Consider the following 22,214-nt stretch of genomic DNA (forward strand, 5'->3'; position numbering starts at 1 on the left):
ACCGAAAGCGAGCACACTCCTGATGAACCCGCGTTTTCTCGACATCCACGTCCTGCAGGCCATGCCCCTCTCCAACCTCAACCGCGACGACCTGGGAGCCCCCAAGGAACTCTCCTTCGGGGGGAAGACGCGGATGCGCGTGTCGAGCCAGTGCTACAAACGCGCCACGCGAACCACGTTGAAGGACCTCTCCACCGACGGCCTGTTCGACTTCGGCGACCGTTCCCGCGCCCACGGGCGTTCCATCATCACCGAGCTGCAAGGCCGGGGCTGGGACGAGAAGGCAGCCAGCATCGCCGCACGCGACGTCTTCTCCACCATGGACAAAACCGAGGAAGCCGCTGCGGCCGAAGAGGCCAAGCCCAAGCGCGGCCGCACCAAACCCAAGGCCGAAGAGGTCGAAGGCAGCAAACTGCTGACCAACGTGTTGCTGTTCCTCAACACCAGCGACATCGCACGCCTGGCCGACCTCGCCGAGCAGCATCGCGACGCTTATGAGAATGCCGCAGCCGAAGGAAAAACCAAGACCGAGACCGCGCAGATCAGCTCCAAGGAACTCATCAAGACCCTCAAGGCCGGAACCGGCGCTGGCCTTGCCCTGTTCGGCCGCATGATCGCGGCACTGCCAGAAGGCAACATCGACGGTGCCGTACAGGTCGCCCATGCCTTCACGACCCACGAGGCCAAACTCGAAGTCGACTACTTCACCGCCGTGGACGACCTGCTCACCGGCACCGGCAAGGAAAGCGGAAGCGCGCACCTGGGAACCGCCGAGTACGCCAGCGGCGTCTTCTACCGCTACGCCACCATCGACATCGCCGAACTCACCCGCAGCCTCGGCGACGAGAAGGCAGCTCTCACCCTCGCGGGTCTCTTCACCCAGGCCTTCGCACTCGCCGTCCCCTCGGGCAAGCGCACCTCCACCGCCCCCCACACCCTCCCCACACTGGTCTACACCGCGGCTCGTACTGACCGCCCCGTCAGCCTCGCCGCAGCGTTTGAAGCCCCGGTTCGCCCCAACCAACACGGCCACCTCGACACCAGCCTCAAGGCGCTGGGAGAACACCTGGCCGGCCTGGACGGCTTCCTCGGCACCGAAGGACGCCTCTGGCACGCCCACTCCGCAATGCTCAGCACCCAGAAAATGCAGGACTCCCTTTCCCGGGACACCTCCGCGAGTTCCACCGACACCTCCGCAAACACCCACGTGTCGGCCGACGTCTTCGGGGACCGCCTGACCCTGCCGGCCTTGACCGAGCGAATCAGCGCAGGCGCGAAGTGACCGAACGAACCCTCGCGCTCTTGCTGACCGGCCCCTTGCAGTCTTGGGGCTGCAGGTCGTCGTTCAACTACCGTGACACCCAGGACCACCCAACGCTGTCGGGGATCTTGGGGTTGTTGGCCTCCGCCTCAGGAATTACTCGTGATGAGCCTTTGCCCGAGGAATGGTCGGGCCTGAGCATGCTCATCCGCGTCGACCGCGCCGGCACCCCCCTCACCGACTACCACCTCATCGGTGGGGGCTACCCGGCGGCCGAACGGATGATCACCGCCGAGAAGTCACGCCGGTCACACGCTGTCATCACTGAACGCGACTACCTCAGTGATGCCGCTTTCACCGTCTACCTCCAAGGGTCCGCTGAGGTGACCGAGGAACTGGCGCGAGCACTCAAAGCACCGCACTGGTCGCCCTACCTGGGCAGGCGCGCCTGCCCGCCATCCCTGCCGGTGCTTCTTGGAACCGTCGGCGAGAAGAAAGAGGAGATCGCCGCGCGTCTGCCCCTCTACCGGGCCGGCCGCAAAAAAGCAGCCGGAGGGAAACCAGCCGTGTTGCGCGTCGACGCCTACCGCGACGCCCGCTCCTCTGCTCGGGAAGAGGACGACATCCCGGTCGACCGTTGGGCCCGCGACGTACCCACCGGCAGCGACCCCGAGAACCGCTCTTTCAGTGAGCGGCCGGTCAACGAGTTCCCGCTCGAATTCACCACAGACGACTGCGCAGGCATCGGCATCGCCGCTTACACCACGATCGTCACCGCACTGAAGGAAGCAGCGTGAGCGACCCGCAAGAACTCTGGCTCACCCAGATCGTCTTTCCCACCGCCTCGGTGGGACGCTTCCTGCGCGACGCCAGGAAAACGCACCAGATGATCATGGGGATGTTTCCCGACGACCTCGGCGTCCACCCCCGCCGTGCATGCGGGGCGCTGTACCGCATCGAGCCCACTGAGCGTCAAGTCGTGATCCTCGTGCAGTCCACGATCGAACCTAAAACGAAGAAATTCGCGCACAGCCGCACGCTCTCACTCGCCCCGTTACTCGACCGGCTCACCGAAGGCGCGACCGTGCGCTACCGGATCGCCGCCAACCCCATCAAGTCGGCCAAGACACCGGGGGACCGCTCACGCGGCCAGCGCAAAGCCCTGCACGGCCACCATGCCGAGGAGTGGTGGGAGCGCAAAGCCCACGAGGCGGGCCTGCACCTGACTCTCACCCGCAGCCGCCGCTACGACTTCGCCGCGGCCCCTCCAACCGAGGAACCTCCCGAAACGGACGACAAAAAACCCGACCGTCTTCTGCACCACGGAGTCCGCTTCGAAGGACTCGCCGAAATCACCGACCCCAAGGCGCTCACAACCGCCATCGTCGACGGAATCGGTCGAGGAAAAGCCCACGGGCTCGGCCTGCTCTCAATCATTCCCCAGGAGACCTGACCATGGTCCGCCGCTTACCCAAAACCCTGGGAGCGCCCTCGGTCATCGCGCTCCCCCGAGTCATCGACCGATTGAGCTTCCTCTACCTCGACACCGTCAAAATCCAAGCCGACCGCAACGGCGTGTGCGCCATGGTCGAATTCGACGGAGAAACCGAGCGGGTCTACCTGCCCAGTGCGGGCATCGCCTGCATCCTCCTTGGACCGGGCACCTCCACGACCCACGAGGCCATCTCCAAACTCACTCGTGACGGAACCACCATCATCTATGTCGGAGACGCCGGTGTGCGGTGTTATTCGGCGTTCCTCAACGACAGCACAACCACTCGTCTCCTCGACCGCCAAATCGAGATCGTCTCCGACCCACAGCGCCATCTCGACGCCGCGCGCCGTCTCTACGGCATGCGCTACGACGAGCCCCTCCCTGAAGAACTCACACTGGACCGGCTTCGCGGTCTGGAGGGGCGGCGGATGAAAGCGCTGTACCGCACACTCGCCCAGCAGCACAAAATTCCCAGCTTCAAACGCAGCTACGACCCCAACGACTGGGAGTCCCAGGACCCGGTGAACATGGCGCTCACCTGTGCCAACATGACCCTCTACGCCATGGCGACCGCCGTCCTGCTCAGCCTGGGGGCATCGCCGGCCATCGGCATCCTCCACCACGGCCAGCAACGCGCGTTCGCCTTGGACATCGCTGATCTGTACAAAGCAAAAGTCTCGGCACCTCTGGCATTCTCACTTCACAAAAGTCTCCATCCCGACCGACAGGTCCGGCACCGGATGCGTGAAGATTTCCGCCTCCTGAACCTGATACCGAGCATGGTTGAAAACGTCTACAAAGTATTGGACCTCCCACACAAAAAGCAGTCAGAACCCGCTGACATCGTCAACCTCTGGGACCCCGACGGCGCTGTCCCCTCAGGGGTCAACTACAGCAAAGTGGACTGGTAGATGGCTGGCGGGTTTGTCGCTATCGCCACTACAGCCATCGTGGATGGAACCCGCGGCGCGCTGACTCGATGGATGGTCGAGCCTGCGCCCGGGGTCTACGTCGGGACACTCACAGAACGCGTGTGGAAAGAGCTGTGGGGTGGTCTTTGTTCGTCGATTGATGCTCAAGGCGGGTGGGCCGTGTTGATCCACAACGCTCCAACCGAACAAGGGTTCAGCGTCCTCACCCATGGAGAAGGGACAAGGCGACCTCGCGAAATTGACGGATTTGCATTAATTGGGTGGCCTTTGTCTGAATCTCTTGAGGTTAAAAATCTATAACGGCCCACATTGCCGCAGGTCGCGAAGGGTGCTCCCCGCACACGCGGGGGTTGGTCCGAGGTGGTTCTGATGGATCTGACGCAGCAAACGTGCTCCCCGCACACGCGGGGGTTGGTCGTACTCGACGGTTCCGTCAGTTTGGCGCTTGGCGTGCTCCCCGCACACGCGGGGGTTGGTCCTGCTCGCGTGGTGCGGTTGTGGCGGTCAATCTGTGCTCCCCGCACACGCGGGGGTTGGTCCCATGGGTTCAGGACGACAGCGAGCTGCGCAAGGTGCTCCCCGCACACGCGGGGGTTGGTCTAGGAAAGGGATACGGCCCCCTTTTCCCATCCCGTGCTCCCCGCACACGCGGGGGTTGGTCCCCCGCGATTCTACGGTGACTGCTGCCACCAAGGTGCTCCCCGCACACGCGGGGGTTGGTCTAACCCCCTCCCGATCCGCCAAGTCTCGCTCGGGTGCTCCCCGCACACGCGGGGGTTGGTCCATTTGGAGCTGCACCACGAGGGTTGGCAGACGGTGCTCCCCGCACACGCGGGGGTTGGTCGCCCAGGCCCAGGCCGAGAAGACCGGCCGTGACGTGCTCCCCGCACACGCGGGGGTTGGTCCGGGGGACTTCGGGCCGACCGGCCCCGACCGCTGTGCTCCCCGCACACGCGGGGGTTGGTCCTCACCGCGCTGCTGGCCGGACATGACTGCACCGTGCTCCCCGCACACGCGGGGGTTGGTCCTGGAGGTATTCGGTGGCCTCGTCCGGCCTGTTGTGCTCCCCGCACACGCGGGGGTTGGTCCTCCGGGGGCAGCCGTGAATGACCCGCGCCAGCGTGCTCCCCGCACACGCGGGGGTTGGTCCCATCCTTCGCTGTCCTTGCCAAACCCCAGATGGTGCTCCCCGCACACGCGGGGGTTGGTCGGAGGGGCCGCGCCGAGGGGGGCGCGGCCCGGAGTGCTCCCCGCACACGCGGGGGTTGGTCTGGTCGCGGGTCGCATTACTGACGCCAACGCCCGTGCTCCCCGCACACGCGGGGGTTGGTCGGTACCGGCCAGCTCAAGGCGAGATGCGTCACCGTGCTCCCCGCACACGCGGGGATTGGTCTCCAGCGGCCGTCGCGTCCCAGGTACACCTCGTGTGCTCCCCGCACACGCGGGGGTTGGTCCTCTTATCACAAAACGCTCCCAGTCCCCGGGAGGTGCTCCCCGCACACGCGGGGGTTGGTCGATTCCGTCACCGACGGGTGGGACTCCGGTACGGTGCTCCCCGCACACGCGGGGGTTGGTCGGTGCACTTCACAGGCAGGTTGGCGGGGCGGATGTGCTCCCCGCACACGCGGGGGTTGGTCGGCCACCCCCACCCGCCCCTACGAGGTCATCAAGTGCTCCCCGCACACGCGGGGGTTGGTCCGACCCGTGGGCAGGCGGATTCACCGCCGGAGAGTGCTCCCCGCACACGCGGGGGTTGGTCCTCCGAGCTTTCTTTGGACGGCACGATTCGAGCGTGCTCCCCGCACACGCGGGGGTTGGTCCGGTCCGGGACGACACTTTTGTGTTGTCGACTAGTGCTCCCCGCACACGCGGGGGTTGGTCGTTGCGGCGCAGCGCATCGGGGTTGGCTGCGGGGTGCTCCCCGCACACGCGGGGGTTGGTCCGCCACGAGCACGTTGCGCGCGCGAGCGGGCCGGTGCTCCCCGCACACGCGGGGGTTGGTCCACTCCATTCAAGTTCCACGGGGTGAGGCTCTGGTGCTCCCCGCACACGCGGGGGTTGGTCCAAGTCAGGGACAAATAAGTTCAAGCTTCGCGTGTGCTCCCCGCACACGCGGGGGTTGGTCCATCATGAAAATGGCGACGGGGTTGTACGTCCTGTGCTCCCCGCACACGCGGGGGTTGGTCTGCATAGGTGTGAGGACGCAGTCTCCGGGATGCGTGCTCCCCGCACACGCGGGGGTTGGTCTTGGGGTGTGGGAGTGGACGCGAGGCACGCGGAGTGCTCCCCGCACACGCGGGGGTTGGTCGATCGCGGAGAAGAGCGGTCTGGCGTAGGTGTGGTGCTCCCCGCACACGCGGGGGTTGGTCCGAGCCCGTGAGCCCAGAGTGGTGCACCTCGCCGTGCTCCCCGCACACGCGGGGGTTGGTCCCCGGGACGTGGATGGTCACGCCCGGCGTCGTCGTGCTCCCCGCACACGCGGGGGTTGGTCCCCCGGGGCCGTGCGGCGGGCCCCACAGAGGCCGTGCTCCCCGCACACGCGGGGGTGGCTACGTCGGTGTTTTGTGGGGTTCTGGCGCGGTTTTTGTGAAGCGGTCACACAACGTAACGGTCATCAGTGATTATCAGGAACCCTCCGCGCTGATCGTGTTCCCTCGGCAGGGTCCAATCCCATGGACGAGGTCTGCGCATGGATCGCCCGGGCACTGTTTCCCGAAGCCATCGACATCACGGTCACCAACGTGGAGACCACGGAGAATGGGATGTCCATCGAGGCGAGAACAGCGGGTGACGGTGCTTGCTGCCCGGCCTGTTCCCAGTGGTCACAACGGGTGCATGGCTCCTACTGGCGTCATCCCGCCGACCACCCGCCGCCGGATCACCGGTGCGCCTTCGCCTTCGGGTCCGCCGGTTTCTGTGCCCGAACCCCGGATGCGGTCGGCGGACCTTCGTCGAACAGGTGGCAGGCCTGACCCACCGACGCAGCCGCTGGACCGAGCGGCTGCGCCCGGTACTGGCCGCGACCGGGCTCGCCCTGGCCAGCCGCGCCGCCGCCCGCCTCCTCTGCGGCCACCTGGCGATCCCGGCCAGCCGGAGCACCCTGGTGCGGCAGGTGGCCGCCCTCGATGACCCCGAACCGTCAAAGGTCCGCGTGATCGGCGTGGATGAGTTCGCCCTGCGCAAAGGGCATGTCTACGGAACAGTCCTGGTCGACGTCGAAACCCGCCGCCTGTGGATCTGCTGTCCGACCGAGAGGCGGCCACGGCCGCAGCCTGGCTCCAAGAGCACCCTGATATCGAGGTCCTGTGCCGGGACCGGGCCGCGTTCTACGCGGAGGCCGTCGACACCGGTGCGCCCCAGGCGGTCCAGGTCGCCGACCGGTGACACCTGTGGCACAACCTCGGCCAGGCCGTCGAACGCTGCGTCTCCGACCACAGGACCGAGCTGCGCCCCGCGTCCTCAACGGCTCAGGAGGAGGCCCCTGAAGCCGAACCCGCACCCGCCCCGCTCCGCCGGGCACCGCCACGCCAACCGGGTGTGCGAGACCCACGCCACCGTCCACGACCTGCGCTCCAAAGGCCACAGCATGAGGTCGATCCAACGCCAGCTCCGGATGGGCGCCAGCACCGTAGTCCGCTACGCCCACGCCGCGACCCGCGAGGAACTGCTCCGCAGGCCGTGCCAGGAGCATTCGAGCCGGGTCGACCCCTTCAAGCCCTACCTCGACCAGCGCTGGGACCAGGAGGGATGCACCAACGCCTGGAAGCTCTTCGAGGAGATCAAGGAGCTGGGCTACCCCGGCGGTTACTCCATGGTGCGCGCCTACCTGTACCCCAAGCGCATCCGAGCCCAGCCGGCCGAGCCGCGACCGCCCCGGGTGCGCAAGGTCGCCGGGTGGATCATGACACCCCCGGATGCCCTGAGCGAGGAGGACCGCCTGCCACCTCAAGGAACTGTCCGAGGGGTGCCCGGAGCTGGGGACGCTGGCCGTACTCGTGCGCTTCTTCGGACAGATGCTCACCCGACGGGAAGGGCACCGCCTGGAGGCATGGCTCAACGAGGTGCGTGGATCGGGGCTGCGTGCGCTGCGGGTGTTCACTGAAGGGCTGATACGCGGCCAGGACGCGGTGCGGGCCGGGTTGAGCCTGCCGTGGAGTTCCGGCCCGGTCGAGGGCAACGTCAACCGCATCAAGATGCTGAAGCGGCAGATGTACGGCCGGGCCGGGTTCGTTCTGCTGCGTAAGCGGGTGCTGCTCGCCTGAAAACCATCACGCTTTGTGACCATTCCACAGAAAAAGCGCCAGAACCAGCACTGACGAACAGGACCAAGCGCGGGCGCGCGGTGGTGGACCACATCGCCGCGTTGACGGACCCCCAAGTGATCGAGCAGCACCGCGCCCTAATGCGGTAAGGGCCTGACCTGGTGTGCAAGGGTCTGGGACCATGGAATCTCCAGCCACGTGACAATCAGTAAGGGCTTCTCATGCTGCGCATCGCCATCCCCAACAAGGGTTCGCTGAGCGATTCGGCGGCCAGGATGCTCCATGAGGCCGGCTACCGGCTACGCACCGAATCCAATGAACTGGTGGTCGTCGACGAGGCCAACGGGGTGGAGTTCTTCTACCTGCGTCCTCGCGACATAGCCACCTATGTCGGGTCCGGACAGCTCGACATCGGCATCACCGGGCGCGACCTGCTGTTGGACTCAGCGGCCCCGGCCGAAGAGGTACTGAAGCTGGGCTTCGCCCGCTCCACGTTCCGCTTCGCCGGTGTGCCCGGATCTGCCGGCAGCGTCAACGACCTGGCAGGCATGACCATCGCCACCTCCTACCCCGGGGTGGTCGCCAAGCACCTGGCCGAACACGGCGTGGAAGCGGCCGGGATCGTGCGCCTGGACGGCGCGGTCGAGACCTCCCTGCGGTTGGGTGTCGCCCAGGTCATCGCCGACGTCGTCGAGACCGGTGCGACCCTGGCCCACCTGGGGTTGGAGGTCATCGGAGAGCCCATCATGCACTCCGAGGCCATCATCATCCGCCCCTTCGGGGCCGACGCCTCCCACCCGCCTGCCCAGCGCTTCCTGCGCCGCATGCAAAGCGTTCTGGTCGCCCGCGGTTACGTGATGGTCGATTACGACATCGCCGCCCGCCACCTCGACAAAGCGATGGCGTTGACTCCCGGCCTGGAGTCACCGACCATCTCTCCCCTGCACCGGGAAGGGTGGTCGGCCGTGCGGTCGATGGTCCCCGCCGACAAGGCGCACACGGTCATGGACGAGCTGGCGGCCGTGGGCGCCCGCGCCATCTTGGCCACCCGCATCCACGCCTGCCGTATCTGAACGCGGCTACGGGTACTCCAGAAAGGAACGCACAGGTCGCGCCGTTTCGAACGGAGTTCGGGGCCAGTCCTGTCCGGGGCCGACCGGTCCGATTCGGGCCCGGCCTTCGTGGCCGCTTTGCTCACCTGCCGTCCGGCAGCCCGGCCCCGAGTGCACTGACACCTTGAATCCCTCACCGTTTTTCGAACGGGGTGTGCAGGGCTGTCATGAAACCGATCTTGAGTTGCCCGGAAATGACCTTCTGCCGCTCGCTTCGGAACGGGCGCGATCGTTGTGGGAAAAGGAGCCCTACGCTCAAGCCCCGTGGAAGCAGGCCGGCAGGGTCGGGCCCAGCGAAATGCCGCCGGGCCCCGCCCCGGGGCGCCCGAGGCGGGGGCCGGGCTGGACAGACCGGCCCCCGCCAAAAGGATGGCTGTGACAACAGCTATGGCTTGAGCAACCCTCGATTCCGCGGCCGGAGGAGAGGTCGTTTCTCTTCGGCTTTGTCAGGGCCCAACCGGCTGCATGATCGCTTCGATCTCCACGAGAAGGTCTGATCGGCAGATGTCCACGGGAAAATAGGCGACATCGGCACCGGCGGGCAGATAGCCACCCAAAAGGTCTCTCACTTTCGGCAGATCGGCGTCGTGGCGTACATAGACCTTGCTGCTGCGGATCGCGGCCAATCCGAAGGTTCCCGGTACACCGTGCTTCAGAAGGTTCTCCGGGGAGACCAGACCGGCGATGTTCTCCATTGACGTGTGCACCTGCGCCTCAAGGTCTCCGATGTTGACACTCTGGTGGCCGCGGATGGAGGCGGTTCCCGAAACGTAGATGGTTCCTGCTTCTTCCTGCGCGGAACCGGGCAAGAACGAAGCCCGGGCGAATTGCGGTGCCCGGGGCCCGTACCGATCCGGATAGCTGTATGCCGAGATCTGCACCGGATTCTCGATGTTGGTGACACCTTGGCGGCTGGTGGCCAGAAGGTAGAACCAGACACCGCGCTCCCGTGCTCCGATGCCCGTGGCCGCGGGTGCCTGCGTCACGTCCAGGGCCTGTTCGTCGAAGGCCAGTGCCCGGCCCAGGCAGAAGTCCCGGTACACCTCCAAACCTTGGTGGTTGTTCCCGTTGATCTCACCGATCGAGTTCCACATCCGAAAGATCGTCGGATACCCCAACTGCTCGAGTACGTCGAAAGCCCTCGAATAGGCGTTGAACACCGGGCGCCGGTACTCGTCCTGATACGGAACGTACGCCGCGCAGAGCACCGTGTTTTTGTCGTGTGCGTAGTAGACGCCGCCGAGCTCACCGGACTCGACTTCTCCCGTAGCGGGCCAGATCTCGTCGAAACCGGTTGCGGGTGATGCGGACATCGGCAGGTCGAGGGCCAGGGAACCGTTCTCGATCCGGGGTGCGGTTGCGGTTGCGGTGTAGCGAATCATCCCGAGCCGACGGTACGCGGTGTTGGGAGTGGCGCTTGCCGGTTCAGCCGGTTTCCAGACAGGCAGCATCGCAATATCTCCAGAAATAGGGGGAGGGATGAGAGGGGTCGTCCTACGCCTCGGAGGCCCGGCTCATTTCCATGTGCAGGTGGTCGGCGAGCTGGCTGCTGGTCGGCAGGTCGAAGAGCAGAGTCGCGGCCACCGTCATCCCGCTGAGGGTGGAGATCCGGTTGCGCAGCTCGATCATGGCCAACGAGTCCAGACCCAGTGCGTCGAACCGATCCGTGCCCACGATGCTTCCGGCGTCGGCATGCCCGAGGATCGAGGCGACCTCAGCCCGCACGAGCTCGTCCAGTTCGATCGTGGAGAGCCCTGCCGGCCAGCGTCTCCGTGTCGGAGGCGCCTCGGTGCGGAAGAGGTCGCGGATGACTGGTGGGGCCTTCGGGGCGTTGCGGTCCAGACGCACCGGTAGCAGGACGGGTTCCTTCGCTCCGAGAGCAGCGTCGAACAGGTCCAGGATCTCGTCAGGGGTGAGGCCGAGAACGCCGTAGGAGCGCATGCGCAGGAGCGCCACCTCCGGGATCTGGTCGCCTAGGCCGCCTTCTTTGCCCGCACCAAGCTCCAGCAAGCCCCAGGCCAGTGACAGCGCGGGCAGGCCCCGCCTCTGCCGATGCACGGCAAGCGCGTCCAGGTAGCGGTTCGCGGCACCGTAGTTGGCCTGCCCCGCGTTCCCGAAAGTTCCGGCGACGGACGAGAACAGGATGAAGGCGCGCAGCGGCAGGGCCTGAGTGGCAAGATGCAGGTTCCAGGCTGCGTCCGCCTTTGACCGCAGCACCGTGTCCATCCGCTCAGCGGTTTGGGAGGCGAGCACGCCGTCGTCGACGACTGCGGCAGCGTGGAGCACTGCGCTCAATGGGGGGTCGCAGGAACGGACGAGTTCGTCGACCGCGGCGGGATCGGAGACGTCGGCCGCGCGGACGGTGACCAAGGCGCCGAGCTCGGTCAGTTCCGCCACCAGTTCGGCCACCCCCCGGGCGTGCCGCCCTTGACGGGACACCAGCATCAGATGCCTTACACGGTGTGTTGTGACCAGGTGGCGGGCCAGCAGTGAACCGAGAGCGCCGGTGCCGCCGGTGAACAAGACCGTGCCGTCCGGGCCGAGAACAGGAGCTGTTTCCGGGATGGTCGGGGTGGCCCCCACTATCCTCAGCGTGTAAGGCACATCGCCGCGCAGAGCGATCTGGTCCTCAGTGGTACCGCCGACCAGTTCCAGGACTCTTTCGATGGGCATGTCGGTATCGGTGTCAACCACGCTGACCTGGCCGGGGTACTCGGCCGACACCGCTGTGGCCATCCCGACCACGGCGGCCGAGGCCAGGTCCGGGTCCAGGCCGGTGGCGTCCCGAGTGACCACGATCAGATGGCCCTCACCGCTCCATGCCTGGAGATCGGCCAGCACACGCGCGGTGAGCTGATGAACGTCCTCCTGCTCGGCGACGGCGTTCACGAGCGTGACCGGGGCCGTCTCCCGAGAAGTGGGCATCGGGACCCAGTGCGGCCGATACAGCATTGACTCGGCCGCAAGCAGGGGGCGGGTGAGCATCGATCCCACGGAAACCAGCGCACGGTCTGTCTCATCGCGGATGTCGACGGTGAACCGGCCCTCACCCGTCCGGGTGCAGCGAACCCTGGCGGTACGGCCGCTTCCGCGATCGAACACCTGGACGTCGTTCCAGGCGAACGGCATGCGGGGGCCACCGGAAGGATCGGCCAAGGCGTGCGCGTGAACGGCGGCGTCGAGCAGAACCGGATGCACGTCGAACGGCCCATCGGCCGCCCGGGGCAGGCTCAGCTCGGCGAAGAGTTCCTCACCGAACGTCCATAGCCTCTGCACTGCCTGGAAAGCCGGACCGTAGTCCAGCTCGGCGTAATTCTTTTCGACGTCGATCTCGGTGGCGCCGGCAGGAGGCCAAGGCGTGGTCGCCAAGTTTACGGGCTTGGCAGAGACGGCCAGTTTCCCTGAGGCATGCCGGGTCCAGGTGCCGCTCCCGGGTTGCTGGGAGTAGATGTCGAAACGGCCGTCCTCGATCACCAGTTGCAGCAGGCAGTCCTGGGTCGGGTCGAGCCGTAACGGACTCTCCATTATGAGTTCGCCGACCGCGCGGCCCCTATTGGCGTGGACGATGAGGTCTACAAAGACAGCGGCCGGCACCACGACCGACCCGCCGATCACGTGGTCTCCGAGCCAGGGGTGGGAGCGCAGCCCGATCTGACCGCCGTGCACCACTCGTGAGGAGTCCGGGGCGACCAGAGCCGGCCCGAGGAACAGATGCCCGCCTCCCGTCTGCACCGCCGCCGGCACCTGGGGCGGGATCCAGTAACGGGAGCGCCGGAACTGGTAGGTGGGCAGATCAACGGGATCGGAACCAAGCCTGCCCGCGACGTCTCCCCAGCTGATCGAGGCGCCGGCGCAGTGCAGTGTGCCCAGTGCGAGGAACAGGCTGTCGGCCGTACCGGCGGTCGAGACTGAGGGGCCGTACAGGGCTGCGGCTCCCCGTAGTACCGCGTCCGGACCGATCTCCAGGAATGCCCCGACCCCGGAGTCGGTGGCCCTCTGGAGGGCGTCGGTGAAACGCACCGGCAGCCGGGCGTGGCTCACCCAGTACTCGGCGTCGATCTGCGTCAGAGGCTGACCGGTCACGGCAGAGATCACGGTACGGGAGGGCGCACGGTAAGTCAGGGTCTGGGCAACGGCGCGGAATTCCTCCAGCATCGGGTCCAGCAACGGGGAGTGGAACGCGTGGCTCACTCGCAGGCGCCGGTGCCCTGGAAAATTTGCGGCGATCTCGAGAACCGCCTCTTCCACACCGGAGATCACCAGCTTGCCGGGAGTGTTCACAGCCGCCACAGCGACCTCGTGATCGCGGCCTTCCAACAAGGTCAGCACGTCGTTCTCGGTGGCATTCAGCGTCATCATCGCCCCACCGGAGGGGAGGGCGGCCATCAGCCGCCCACGGGCGGCCACCAAGGCCGCTGCATCAGCCAGGGACATCATCCCGGCCACGTGGGCGGCAGCGATCTCCCCCACCGAGTGCCCGGCGAGGACGGCCGGGGTCACGCCCCACGACTCCAGCAGGCGGAACAGGGCCACCTCGAACGCGAACAACGCGGCCTGGGCGTGGTCGGTCCGGTCGAGCAGAGCTTCCTGTTCCTTGTCGGTCTCTCCGAACGCCACGTCCTGCACGCTTTGCCCACCCACCGGGCCGATCGCGGCGCTGGTCGCCGCGAAGGACCGGGCGAAGACGGGGAACCTCTGCGCCAGTTCACGCCCCATGCCGGCCCGTTGCGCCCCCTGGCCGCTGAACAGGAAGGCGACCTGAATGCCGGGGTCCGCCCTCCGCCCCGCGGTCTCCCCCGCGGCCAGGGCCCTGAGGGCGTCGAGGTCCCCGGCGGCCACCACCGCACGGTGGCTCAACGGGGTTCGGCGCAGCAAGTCTCTGGCCACCCTGTCAGGATCGGCCCGGGGCAGCTCCGACAGCGAGGCTGCCAAGGCCGCGGCCGAGTCCTGTAGGGCCTGCGGGCCGACCGCACTCAGTATCCACGGTAGTGGAAGCGCCTCTGCGGCGTCTCGGCGGTGCTCAGCAGGTGGTGTCTCCTCCAGTACTACGTGGGCGTTCGTGCCACCGATACCGAACGAGGAGACGGCGCTGCGGCGGATCCGCTCGCTTCTCGGCCACGGGCGTCCCTGTTCGAGCAGAGCGACTTTCCCGGAGTCCCATCGGACCCTCCGGCTGGGGTTGTCGGCATACAGCGAGGCGGGCAGGCGCTCGTGCAACATCGACTCGACCATCTTGATCACACCGGCCACGCCGGCCGCAGCCTGTGTGTGCCCGAGGTTTGACTTCACCGACCCCAGCCATACCGGGTCGCGCCGTCCCTGCCCGTAGGTGGCCAGCAGCGCCTCCGCCTCGATCGGGTCTCCCAAAGCCGTGCCCGTGCCGTGCCCGTCCAGTGCGTCGACATCGGTCGGGGTGAGGCCTGCGTCGGCCAAGGCGGAACGGATGACGGCCTGTTGCGCCTGCCCACTCGGCGCGGTGAGACCGTTGGAGGCGCCGTCGGAGTTCACGGCGCTGCCCCGGACCAGCGCCAGCACCGGATGGCCGTTGCGGCGGGCGTCGGAAAGCCGTTCCAGCAGCACCACACCCGTGCCTTCGGCCCAACCGGTCCCGTTGGCCCCGTCGGAATAGGATCGGCATCGGCCGTCGGGCGACAGGCCCCGTTGACGGCTGAACGCCAGGAAGTTCCGCGGTGAGGAGATGACCGTCGAGCCACCGGCCAATGCGAGGGAGCACTCCCCCGATCTCAGTGCTCTGACGGCCCAGTGCAGTGCCACCAGCGACGAGGAACAGGCCGTATCGACTGCGATCGACGGGCCGTTGAAGCCGAACGTGTACGAGATGCGCCCGCAGGCCGTCGCCCGCGAGGAGTTGATGCCCAGCCTTGCTTCCATTTCGTGAACGTCGAAACGCGCTGCGTAGTCATCGCTCATCACCCCGACGAATACGCCGGTGTCGCTCCCTCTCAGGGTCGTGACGTCGATCCCGGCCCGCTCGAACAGCTCCCACGATGTCTCCAGGAGCAGTCGCTGTTGAGGGTCGACGACCAGTGCTTCGTTCGGCGGGATACCAAACGGTTCCGGGTCGAAATCCATGGCGTCGTAGAGGAAACCGCCTCGACGGGTCGTCGAGTGGCCGACCCGTTCGGCATCCGGGTCGTACAGGTCGTCGACGTCCCAGCCGCGGTCCGTGGGAAAGTCACCGGTGGCGTCCACACCATCTGCGACCAGTCGCCACAAATCCTCCGGAGAGGAGGCGCCTCCCGGGTAGCGGCAGGCCATTGCGACGATCGCGATCGGGTCGTCCCGTCCCGGGTCCCCGGGAACCTTGATCCGCGCGGCCTGCGGCTGGACGGGCGGCTCCGGCCGGCTGAGCAGCCCCAGCACAGCCTTGGGGGTGGGGCGGTCGAAGATCAGCGTGTGCGGAAGGTCGGCACCGGTGAACTCCCCGAGCCTCAGACGCAACTGGCTCCCCGTCAGCGAGGTCAGCCCGAGATCACCGAAGGGTCGGTCGAGCCACCCCTCCCCTATGCTTGCGCCGGTCAGGGCCTCTATCTCGGCGCGCATGAACTCGACCAGACCAGGATGTGCGTACGGTGCGACAGGCGCCGCGAACGCCTGCGACCGAACCGGCTGAAGTGGATCGATCAGAGAATTCGGCGACTCGGCTGGCCCGGACGCGGCGCCCCGCACCGTGGCCGTGACCGGCGTGCCGCCCGCACCCGAAACCGTTCCCGGGACCGAGAAACCAGCCGTGGCCGCAGGCCCCGCCCCACGACCGGAACGTTCGGCGGCACCGGGGACCGGGCCGCCCGTGCGCGGCTGCCACGCAAGCGCACGGCGCAACGGTTTACCGGAAGCGTTGCGCGGGACCTCGGCGATGGTCTCAAAACTCACCGGGACCTTCTCCGGAGACAACTGTTTCGTGCACAGTCGACGCAGACCGCTCCGGTCGAGGACGTCTTCGTCGGCAGGGACGATATACGCGACCGGAACCTGACCGAGCATGTCATCGGGGCGACCCGCCACCAGGACGTCGGTCACCGAAGGATCACGCAGCAGGACGGTCTCGATCTCGGCGGGGTGGATGTTGCGGCCACCGCACAGGAACATGTCATCGATGCGCCCCTCGATGCTCAGTACGCCGTCCTCCAGGCGCCCGGCGTCTCCGGTTCGATACCAACCCTCCACGACATTCGGCGTGGGCCGACCGTGGTAACCGATCATCAGGGCCGGTGTCCGCAGATGGATTTCGCCTTTGACGATCGCGACCTCGACCCCGGGCAATGGGATCAGCCCCGGATCGCCGGGGCGCTGGATGGCGGTCATGCCACAGGTCTCGGAACTGCCGTACCCGTCAACCAGGTCGAGGCCGAAAAGGTCCCGCACGGCGGCCCGAGTCGGCGCCGTGTTGCTGGCCCCGGCGCTCAGGCACAGTCGCGGCGCCCAGGCCCGGTCAAGCCGTTCGTTGCGTAGTTTCAGGTAGATCGCCGGCACTCCGAGCAGCACGGCGCCCGGATGCTCGGCCAGGGCAGCCGCTGTGTCATCCACGGCGATCCGGACGTGCGCGCCGATCGTGATGGCACCGCCCAACACGCACGACAACGCGAAACTGGATTGTAGGGGCAGGGGCCAGACGATCGTGTCCTCTCCTGAAAGCCCCAGCATCGGCACGTACCCGGCTGCCGTGGCCCAGACCGTGGCCCGCTGCGAGGTGATGACGCCCTTGGGGTCACCGGTGGTACCCGAGGTGTAGACCAGCCAGGCAGGATCATCCATGGCCAGATCGTCCCGTGGGGACGTATTCCGCCCGCGTGCGGCGGCCGGCAAGCCGTCCTCGACGATCAGCAACCGAAGATTCTCACGAGCAGCGCACAACCGATGCGCGATCCCGGCCTGCGCGGCATGGGCGATGAGCAGAACGGCCCCACTGTCGTCGGCTATGCGTGCCAGTTCCGCCTCGGTGGCGGTCGGGCCGACCGGCACTCCTACGGCCGAGGCCCGCAGCACTCCCAGCCAGTATTCGACGAACTCGACCCCTGCTCCCAGGTGGAGCAGAACCCGTTCACCAGGATGCACTCCCAGTCCTGACGCGATAGCAGCACTACGGCTACGCAACTGACCGTAGGTCACCGAACGGCGTCCGTCACTGTAGGCCGGGCGTTCGGCCGGATGCATAAGCAGTGAAGTCACCAAAGGCCTGATCAGGGAGTCCTGAACCATAAACACGTTTTCGGTGTGGGCCATCTCAGCTCGAACTCCATCAGTATCGGTCGACAAGGAATATCCGATAAAAGAAACCAGGGTTCATCTGGCGGCTCACATGAATGCGAAACAAGGCACGATCGGACCAGGAGCCAGCTCTCCGCCAGACAAGCACTCGCTCCAACCGATCATTCGCACGGATGCCAAGCAGGCTCAAGTTTTCAACCGTGAAATAAACTGTTAATACCGACGACTTATTCTTTAATCTTTTCAACAAATCCGAATAATTTCACTGCGACACAAGCCACACTGAAATCTGTTCCGTGAATAATCTACGCGTTGCGGTGGCACGGAAAGGTCGGTCGCTCTTCAGAACTCACGGCCACTCGGCACAGGAAAGATCGTGTGGGTGGTAAATGCCGCTTGTCGTGTGTGGCACTTCAGTAGCCCCTTGGGCCGATGGTCGAACAGGATCTTCCCTGCTGCTCCTTCTTCTCAGCTGGCGCCCCCTTACGACAGGCAGGAACACCAAGACGTCCCGTCGATGGAGTAGCGAGGCAGGCCAGGAAGCGAGGGGAGTGATCCAGCAGATGAGGCTCTGTGGCTGCCGGTCGACCCGCGCATTGATCCTGGTCCGTGGTTCCGACTGCCGATCAGCATAATGCCGAAGGTTTCTCAGAACGCACTCTTCCACGGCACACCGGCCTCTTCATGCTCGCCATCTGCTGGAATACCGGAAAAAAATTTTCAGCAGCAACCCCCGCTTTCCAAACGCAGGTCAAAGGCGGTTTCTCATGCTCTCCTCCAGCTCAGAAGTCCGAGTACGTCTCCGAATCACCTCGCCGGAAGAGTGCTTCGGACAATCGGAACCCTGGGGCCCTCTCCTAAGCTGCGGACTCGCCCAAGACACGGTTCTTCAAGAACGCGCGAACCAGCGACACGAATACTTCTCGTGCGCGTTGGGCTTGTGAACAGCGCAGATGCAGAAATCGGGACGCAGGGCCGCCGTTTTCTGCCAACCTAAGGCCGCCGGGTTTCGCAAGGGGACTGGATCGACGCCATTCCTTGAATCCCATTACCCCAGGCCCGCCGCCTCGCTCCTTGCCGTTCTTCCGCCAATCCGCGGTACGGGCGCCGGCTCTGCGCGACCCTATAGAGCGGCCTGCCACAAGCGTCGACCGTGCTCTACGCCCGCCCCGCTTCCCGCCGTCCAGGGCCGAGCAAGCACCCACGAAGGCATGGGCGCCATCACCCTGCTCACCGGTGACCACGAAAAAGCCCAACGCACGTTCCACCGGTCACTGGAAGAGCGCCTCATGCCCGGCAGCGAACGCGGCGTCGCACCGCAACGCCGCCACCTGGGCGCCCTGTGGCGCATTACCGGGCGCGTCGACGAGGCCCTGGACTCCTACGGACAAGCCTCGGGCGACACCTGCCAAGACGCCCGCGTCCGCCTCGTCCTGGCCGACATCACCGCCGACGAGGACAACCCCGCGGTCGGACTGGAACACGTCGAAACCGCCCACCGAATCCAACCTCCCGACCTCCACGCCCCCAGGCGCGACTTGCCCGGCTGCGAAGGAGACGGACCGGCCACGGATCCCATGCTTCCCGCGCGCGATCGGCAATCCCCACTGAGGGGAAGTCCACGCAGGCCACAGCCCCGGCCACCACACTTGGTCAGCACGGTCGGGGCCTTTCCCACCAGCACACCTGACAGCGGTTGCCGAATCTCCCGGCACGATGACGACGACCACGAAGGACACACTCATGCCCGCCACACCGACGACAAACGCCGAACAAGCCCGCCAGGACATGGTCGACACCCTGCTCCAGCTCCAGAAGGAATGGGGCATGACGCTCGAACAAGCCGGGCTCGAACCCGGAATGCGGGTGCTGGAGATCGGGTCCGGCGGATACAACGCCGCACCGATCGCCGAGTTGGTCGGCCCAGAGGGCGAGGTGACCACCATCGACATCGACTCCGACGTCACCGACCGCACTCGACGCGTTTGGGTACCTCATCACGACGGCGCGCGTCTCCGGAACCGACCGTTGTCCGCAGGCGACCATGATCTTGGCCCGCCTGCGCGAGGCACACCGTACTCTGCGCGAGCATGACGGTGCACCCGCTCCCGGAGGCCTCGCCGACGTGGCAAGGCGGGCTCAGGCGGCACTCGCCCAAGCAGCTCCCACGGTTCGTCGGCGCAAGCCGACGCGACCGATCAACCCTCAACAGTGCGACATCGCGCCCCACCTCCCGAGCACCTCATGGGGCATCCTCGAAGACCTTCGGACGGCAGGCCCCGATTTCGCGAGGAGGGGCGACCGGGGCCCGGGGCGTGAAGGAAGGCAGCCACAGGCGTGCGGATGGCAGGCCGTCTCACTCGTGTCCTATCCGGTATCCCACTCCATGGACAGTGGTAATCCAAGAGCTGGCTCCAAGTTTGCTGCGCAGACTGCTGACATGGGTGTCGATGGTGCGACCGTTCTTCGCCCATTCGTTGCCCCAGACCCTCGTCATGAGCTGTTCCCGGGATACCACCTTTTCTCGTTGCGAGAGCAGAAGATAAAGGAGGTCGAATTCTTTCCGGGTCACCTTGACGTCCTTGCCACTGACACGAACCTTTCGTCCCGCGCAATCCAGGTACAGCTGACCGTGGCAGATAACCGATCCCTGAAAAGCCGGCTTCGGCCGGGTACGACGCATGACTGCCTCTATCCGGGCAATTAGCTCTCTCAACCCGTAAGGCTTGTTGATACAGTCGTCCGACCCCGCCTGAAGCCCCAGCACCCGATCTAATTCGGTTCCCCCGTCGGTGACTGAAATGATTGGCGTGTCACAAATGGCCCTTATCTGTCGGCAGACCTCAAGTCCATCGAGATCGGGGAGATCGAGGGCCAGGAGGACGAGATCAGCGTTTTCAGCCTCATCGAGTGCGGCCTTTCCAGTGCCGACACTGTCGGCGTCGTAGCCGTTCCGCCGCAGGTTGGAGACAGTAGTCTTGGATAAATTTACATCGTGTTCCACTACAAGAGTGCGAATCACGTACTCCTCCAGGGTGAACTTTCCCCGCGAAAGTGAGTAACCTTTCTTCCAACCGACAAACGCCCCGTTGCCACAGATAAACAATGACAGCCGCTTATATATTCCCGATTTTTTACCGGTGTTTTGCCAGTGTTTTACCGATACCCCAATTGCAGCATTGATTAAAGTTGAACTGTCCGGTTTTGTCAACTATTCTGCATGTTGTTGCAGGAGTGAGGGGAGTTGTCCGCAAAACGCGTATTTCCAGGTCACAGCCAACAAATTAGACCCAATACACAAAATGTGACATAAATCACTTTTTTTCCAGAGCTGTTTGCCAAGCCGGAGGCGGGGCCACCACCTGGGCGTCGGCCCAAGTTTTGGCTTCACCATTCACTCGACCCGAGTTTTTATTTCTTTCTCGCTTCTTCTTTGTTATGGAAAAATTAATTCCACGGCTCCCGCGCATTCGAGGACCAGCGCGCAGTCCTCTTCCAAAGGCCTGCGGAGACACCACCGGGCACTCAAGGACGACCCCACGCCGCCGGCGGCGTGTCAGCCGACGTGACGAGGACCGCGAAACCACTCACCCCGCCGGCGGCCGTCCTTGTGCGGACCAGCGGGAGGTGCCGACCATGGCGAACCGGTGCCCTTCTCGGACCGGCCCCCATCCCGTCCTCCCCCGGGAGCACTGGGGGCGCACGGGCTCCGCCTTCCCATACTCGGCATCGCATGCGTCCTCGTCTGCGACGAGAGCACGTGGCCAAGCATCCGGAGCGACTCGTGAAGTGAGGTCTTGACCGGCTCCGATGCGCAGGTCCCTGGATGGCGGAGTGCCTTCGCGACCCGTTTCGTCACGAGGAGCGGAGCAGACGAGGACCGGGGCCGACCTTGTCCGGGGGTCAGTACGCGACACCGACGAACCGGCCGACAGAGGCGGGATCCCGGGACAGGGCGAGCAGGGCGTGGGCAAGATCCGCGCGGGAGATCGAACTGCCGCGTACCACGTTGCCGCCGACGGTCGTGCGATAGACGCGGGTAAGGGGGCCGTCGGTCAATCGAGGCGGGCGTACCACCGTCCACTGGAACTCACTCCGTTCCATCTCCTCCTCCATCGCCGCAAGGTCTGCATAGGTCGCGCGCAGGGCAGCTCTGAGAGAGGGGATCACAACACAACGCTGCACAAGCCCTTCACCGTCGGGAACCGGGCCGACCGGCACCGCGCTTAGCGCAAGAAAGCGTTTGACTCCTCCTTCCTCTAGCGCTCGCAAAACCCGGCCGGTCCCCAGAGAAGCGACGCCTACCTGCTTTCTGCCGCGCGGACCCAGCGCGGAAATGACGGCATCCCGTCCCGCGACGAATTCAGCCAGCCTTTGCGAGGTGAGCACATCGGCTGTCACCGTTTCGAGAGCAGGGTGCTTGAGGAGAACCCTCGCCGGATCGCGCACCACGGCTGTCACCCGCCACCCGGAATCGAGAGCTTGCCGGACCACATGCTGCCCGGTTCCACCAGTCGCCCCAAAAACTGTGATCTTCATGGGTTCGGCACCTTTCACGTACGGCCGGTTTCCGGGTTCCCACGATCACTACAACAACGCTAAGTGCCGAGTCAATCGGCTACCGCCCCGGAAGGGCTCCTGCCGGTCAATGGCGGAGAAGAAAAATTTTTATTTGATCTGACATACTTGACAGACCTGCCGAGATGTTCACATTTAAATGAATGAATCTGACTTCATTCTGAAATACCATCCTTGACTGCGATGCCATGGAGGAGTGAAAATAATTTCGGTGGCCGATTCATCGTGAAGCAAATCCGAAGCCGCAGTCTCGGTGGAATACGAATTCGAAACCGAGACCAGCCCCACCGAGGAATCGATCACTCGCCCCCCGCACCCGGCAATTATTCTGCACAAAAGCAACAT

General features: G+C 65.5%; 15 protein-coding genes and 1 CRISPR repeat array. Of the genes, 10 read left to right on the forward strand and 5 right to left on the reverse strand.

Annotated elements, in window-relative coordinates; translation table 11 throughout:
- The first annotated feature begins 22 nt into the window (after positions 1–22).
- The 9 genes from cas7e (at position 23) to hisG (ending at position 9,023) form a co-directional block, all read left to right on the forward strand.
- Complete coding sequence (cas7e, locus tag QSJ59_RS14775; RefSeq protein WP_285760111.1) at positions 23–1,282, forward strand: type I-E CRISPR-associated protein Cas7/Cse4/CasC; 1,260 nt, start codon at positions 23–25, stop codon at positions 1,280–1,282.
- Positions 1,279–2,058: a type I-E CRISPR-associated protein Cas5/CasD gene (cas5e, locus tag QSJ59_RS14780; protein WP_285760112.1), complete on the forward strand. Its 780-nt coding sequence runs from the start codon at positions 1,279–1,281 to the stop codon at positions 2,056–2,058. Before cas7e ends, cas5e begins: the two co-directional genes overlap by 4 nt.
- Positions 2,055–2,714: a type I-E CRISPR-associated protein Cas6/Cse3/CasE gene (gene cas6e / locus QSJ59_RS14785; protein WP_285760113.1), complete on the forward strand. Its 660-nt coding sequence runs from the start codon at positions 2,055–2,057 to the stop codon at positions 2,712–2,714. The genes cas5e and cas6e overlap by 4 nt, the downstream gene beginning before the upstream one ends.
- Before the next feature lie 2 nt (positions 2,715–2,716).
- Positions 2,717–3,667: a type I-E CRISPR-associated endonuclease Cas1e gene (cas1e, locus tag QSJ59_RS14790; RefSeq protein WP_285760114.1), complete on the forward strand. Its 951-nt coding sequence runs from the start codon at positions 2,717–2,719 to the stop codon at positions 3,665–3,667.
- Positions 3,668–3,988: a type I-E CRISPR-associated endoribonuclease Cas2e gene (gene cas2e, locus QSJ59_RS14795; protein ID WP_285760115.1), complete on the forward strand. Its 321-nt coding sequence runs from the start codon at positions 3,668–3,670 to the stop codon at positions 3,986–3,988.
- A gap of 28 nt (positions 3,989–4,016) precedes the next feature.
- Positions 4,017–6,240: direct repeats of the CRISPR family, unit length 28 nt; unit sequence GTGCTCCCCGCACACGCGGGGGTTGGTC.
- A gap of 679 nt (positions 6,241–6,919) precedes the next feature.
- Positions 6,920–7,072 carry a transposase gene (locus QSJ59_RS14800; RefSeq protein WP_285760116.1) on the forward strand — a complete coding sequence of 51 codons (153 nt, stop codon included), beginning with the start codon at positions 6,920–6,922 and terminating at the stop codon, positions 7,070–7,072.
- Positions 7,073–7,683: 611 nt separating this feature from the next.
- On the forward strand, positions 7,684–7,950 hold the full coding sequence (locus tag QSJ59_RS14805) for a transposase (RefSeq protein ID WP_285760117.1): 267 nt from the start codon (positions 7,684–7,686) through the stop codon (positions 7,948–7,950).
- 50 nt (positions 7,951–8,000) lie between these two features.
- Positions 8,001–8,099 (forward strand): hypothetical protein, encoded by a 99-nt coding sequence (locus tag QSJ59_RS24370; RefSeq protein ID WP_432707485.1) that lies wholly within the window; start codon positions 8,001–8,003, stop codon positions 8,097–8,099.
- Positions 8,100–8,171: 72 nt separating this feature from the next.
- Entirely contained in the window at positions 8,172–9,023 is an 852-nt protein-coding gene (gene hisG / locus QSJ59_RS14810) for an ATP phosphoribosyltransferase (protein WP_285760118.1), read from the forward strand.
- Between the two features lie 485 nt (positions 9,024–9,508).
- Here hisG and QSJ59_RS14815 read toward each other — a convergent pair whose 3' ends face one another.
- The 3 genes from QSJ59_RS14815 to QSJ59_RS14825 all read right to left on the reverse strand — a co-directional run bounded on the left by QSJ59_RS14815 (position 9,509) and on the right by QSJ59_RS14825 (position 18,790).
- Positions 9,509–10,444: an FkbO/Hyg5 family chorismatase gene (locus tag QSJ59_RS14815; RefSeq protein WP_285760119.1), complete on the reverse strand. Its 936-nt coding sequence runs from the start codon at positions 10,442–10,444 to the stop codon at positions 9,509–9,511.
- A 112-nt stretch (positions 10,445–10,556) separates the two neighbouring features.
- A complete protein-coding gene (locus QSJ59_RS14820; protein WP_285760120.1) occupies positions 10,557–17,252 on the reverse strand; it encodes a type I polyketide synthase in 6,696 nt (2,231 codons plus the stop codon).
- A 1,310-nt stretch (positions 17,253–18,562) separates the two neighbouring features.
- A complete protein-coding gene (locus QSJ59_RS14825; RefSeq protein WP_285760121.1) occupies positions 18,563–18,790 on the reverse strand; it encodes a hypothetical protein in 228 nt (75 codons plus the stop codon).
- Positions 18,791–19,034: 244 nt separating this feature from the next.
- Between QSJ59_RS14825 and QSJ59_RS24375 the strand changes: the two genes are divergently transcribed.
- A complete protein-coding gene (locus tag QSJ59_RS24375; protein ID WP_432707481.1) occupies positions 19,035–19,385 on the forward strand; it encodes a hypothetical protein in 351 nt (116 codons plus the stop codon).
- A gap of 262 nt (positions 19,386–19,647) precedes the next feature.
- Here QSJ59_RS24375 and QSJ59_RS14835 read toward each other — a convergent pair whose 3' ends face one another.
- Complete coding sequence (locus tag QSJ59_RS14835) at positions 19,648–20,502, reverse strand: response regulator transcription factor (RefSeq protein ID WP_285760122.1); 855 nt, start codon at positions 20,500–20,502, stop codon at positions 19,648–19,650.
- A 692-nt stretch (positions 20,503–21,194) separates the two neighbouring features.
- Positions 21,195–21,830, reverse strand: a complete 636-nt coding sequence (locus QSJ59_RS14840) for an NAD(P)-dependent oxidoreductase (protein WP_285760123.1) — start codon at positions 21,828–21,830, stop codon at positions 21,195–21,197.
- Positions 21,831–22,214 lie beyond the last annotated feature (384 nt).

Source organism: Nocardiopsis ansamitocini, from assembly GCF_030268225.1.
Classification (GTDB): Bacteria; Actinomycetota; Actinomycetes; order Streptosporangiales; family Streptosporangiaceae; genus Nocardiopsis_D; species Nocardiopsis_D ansamitocini.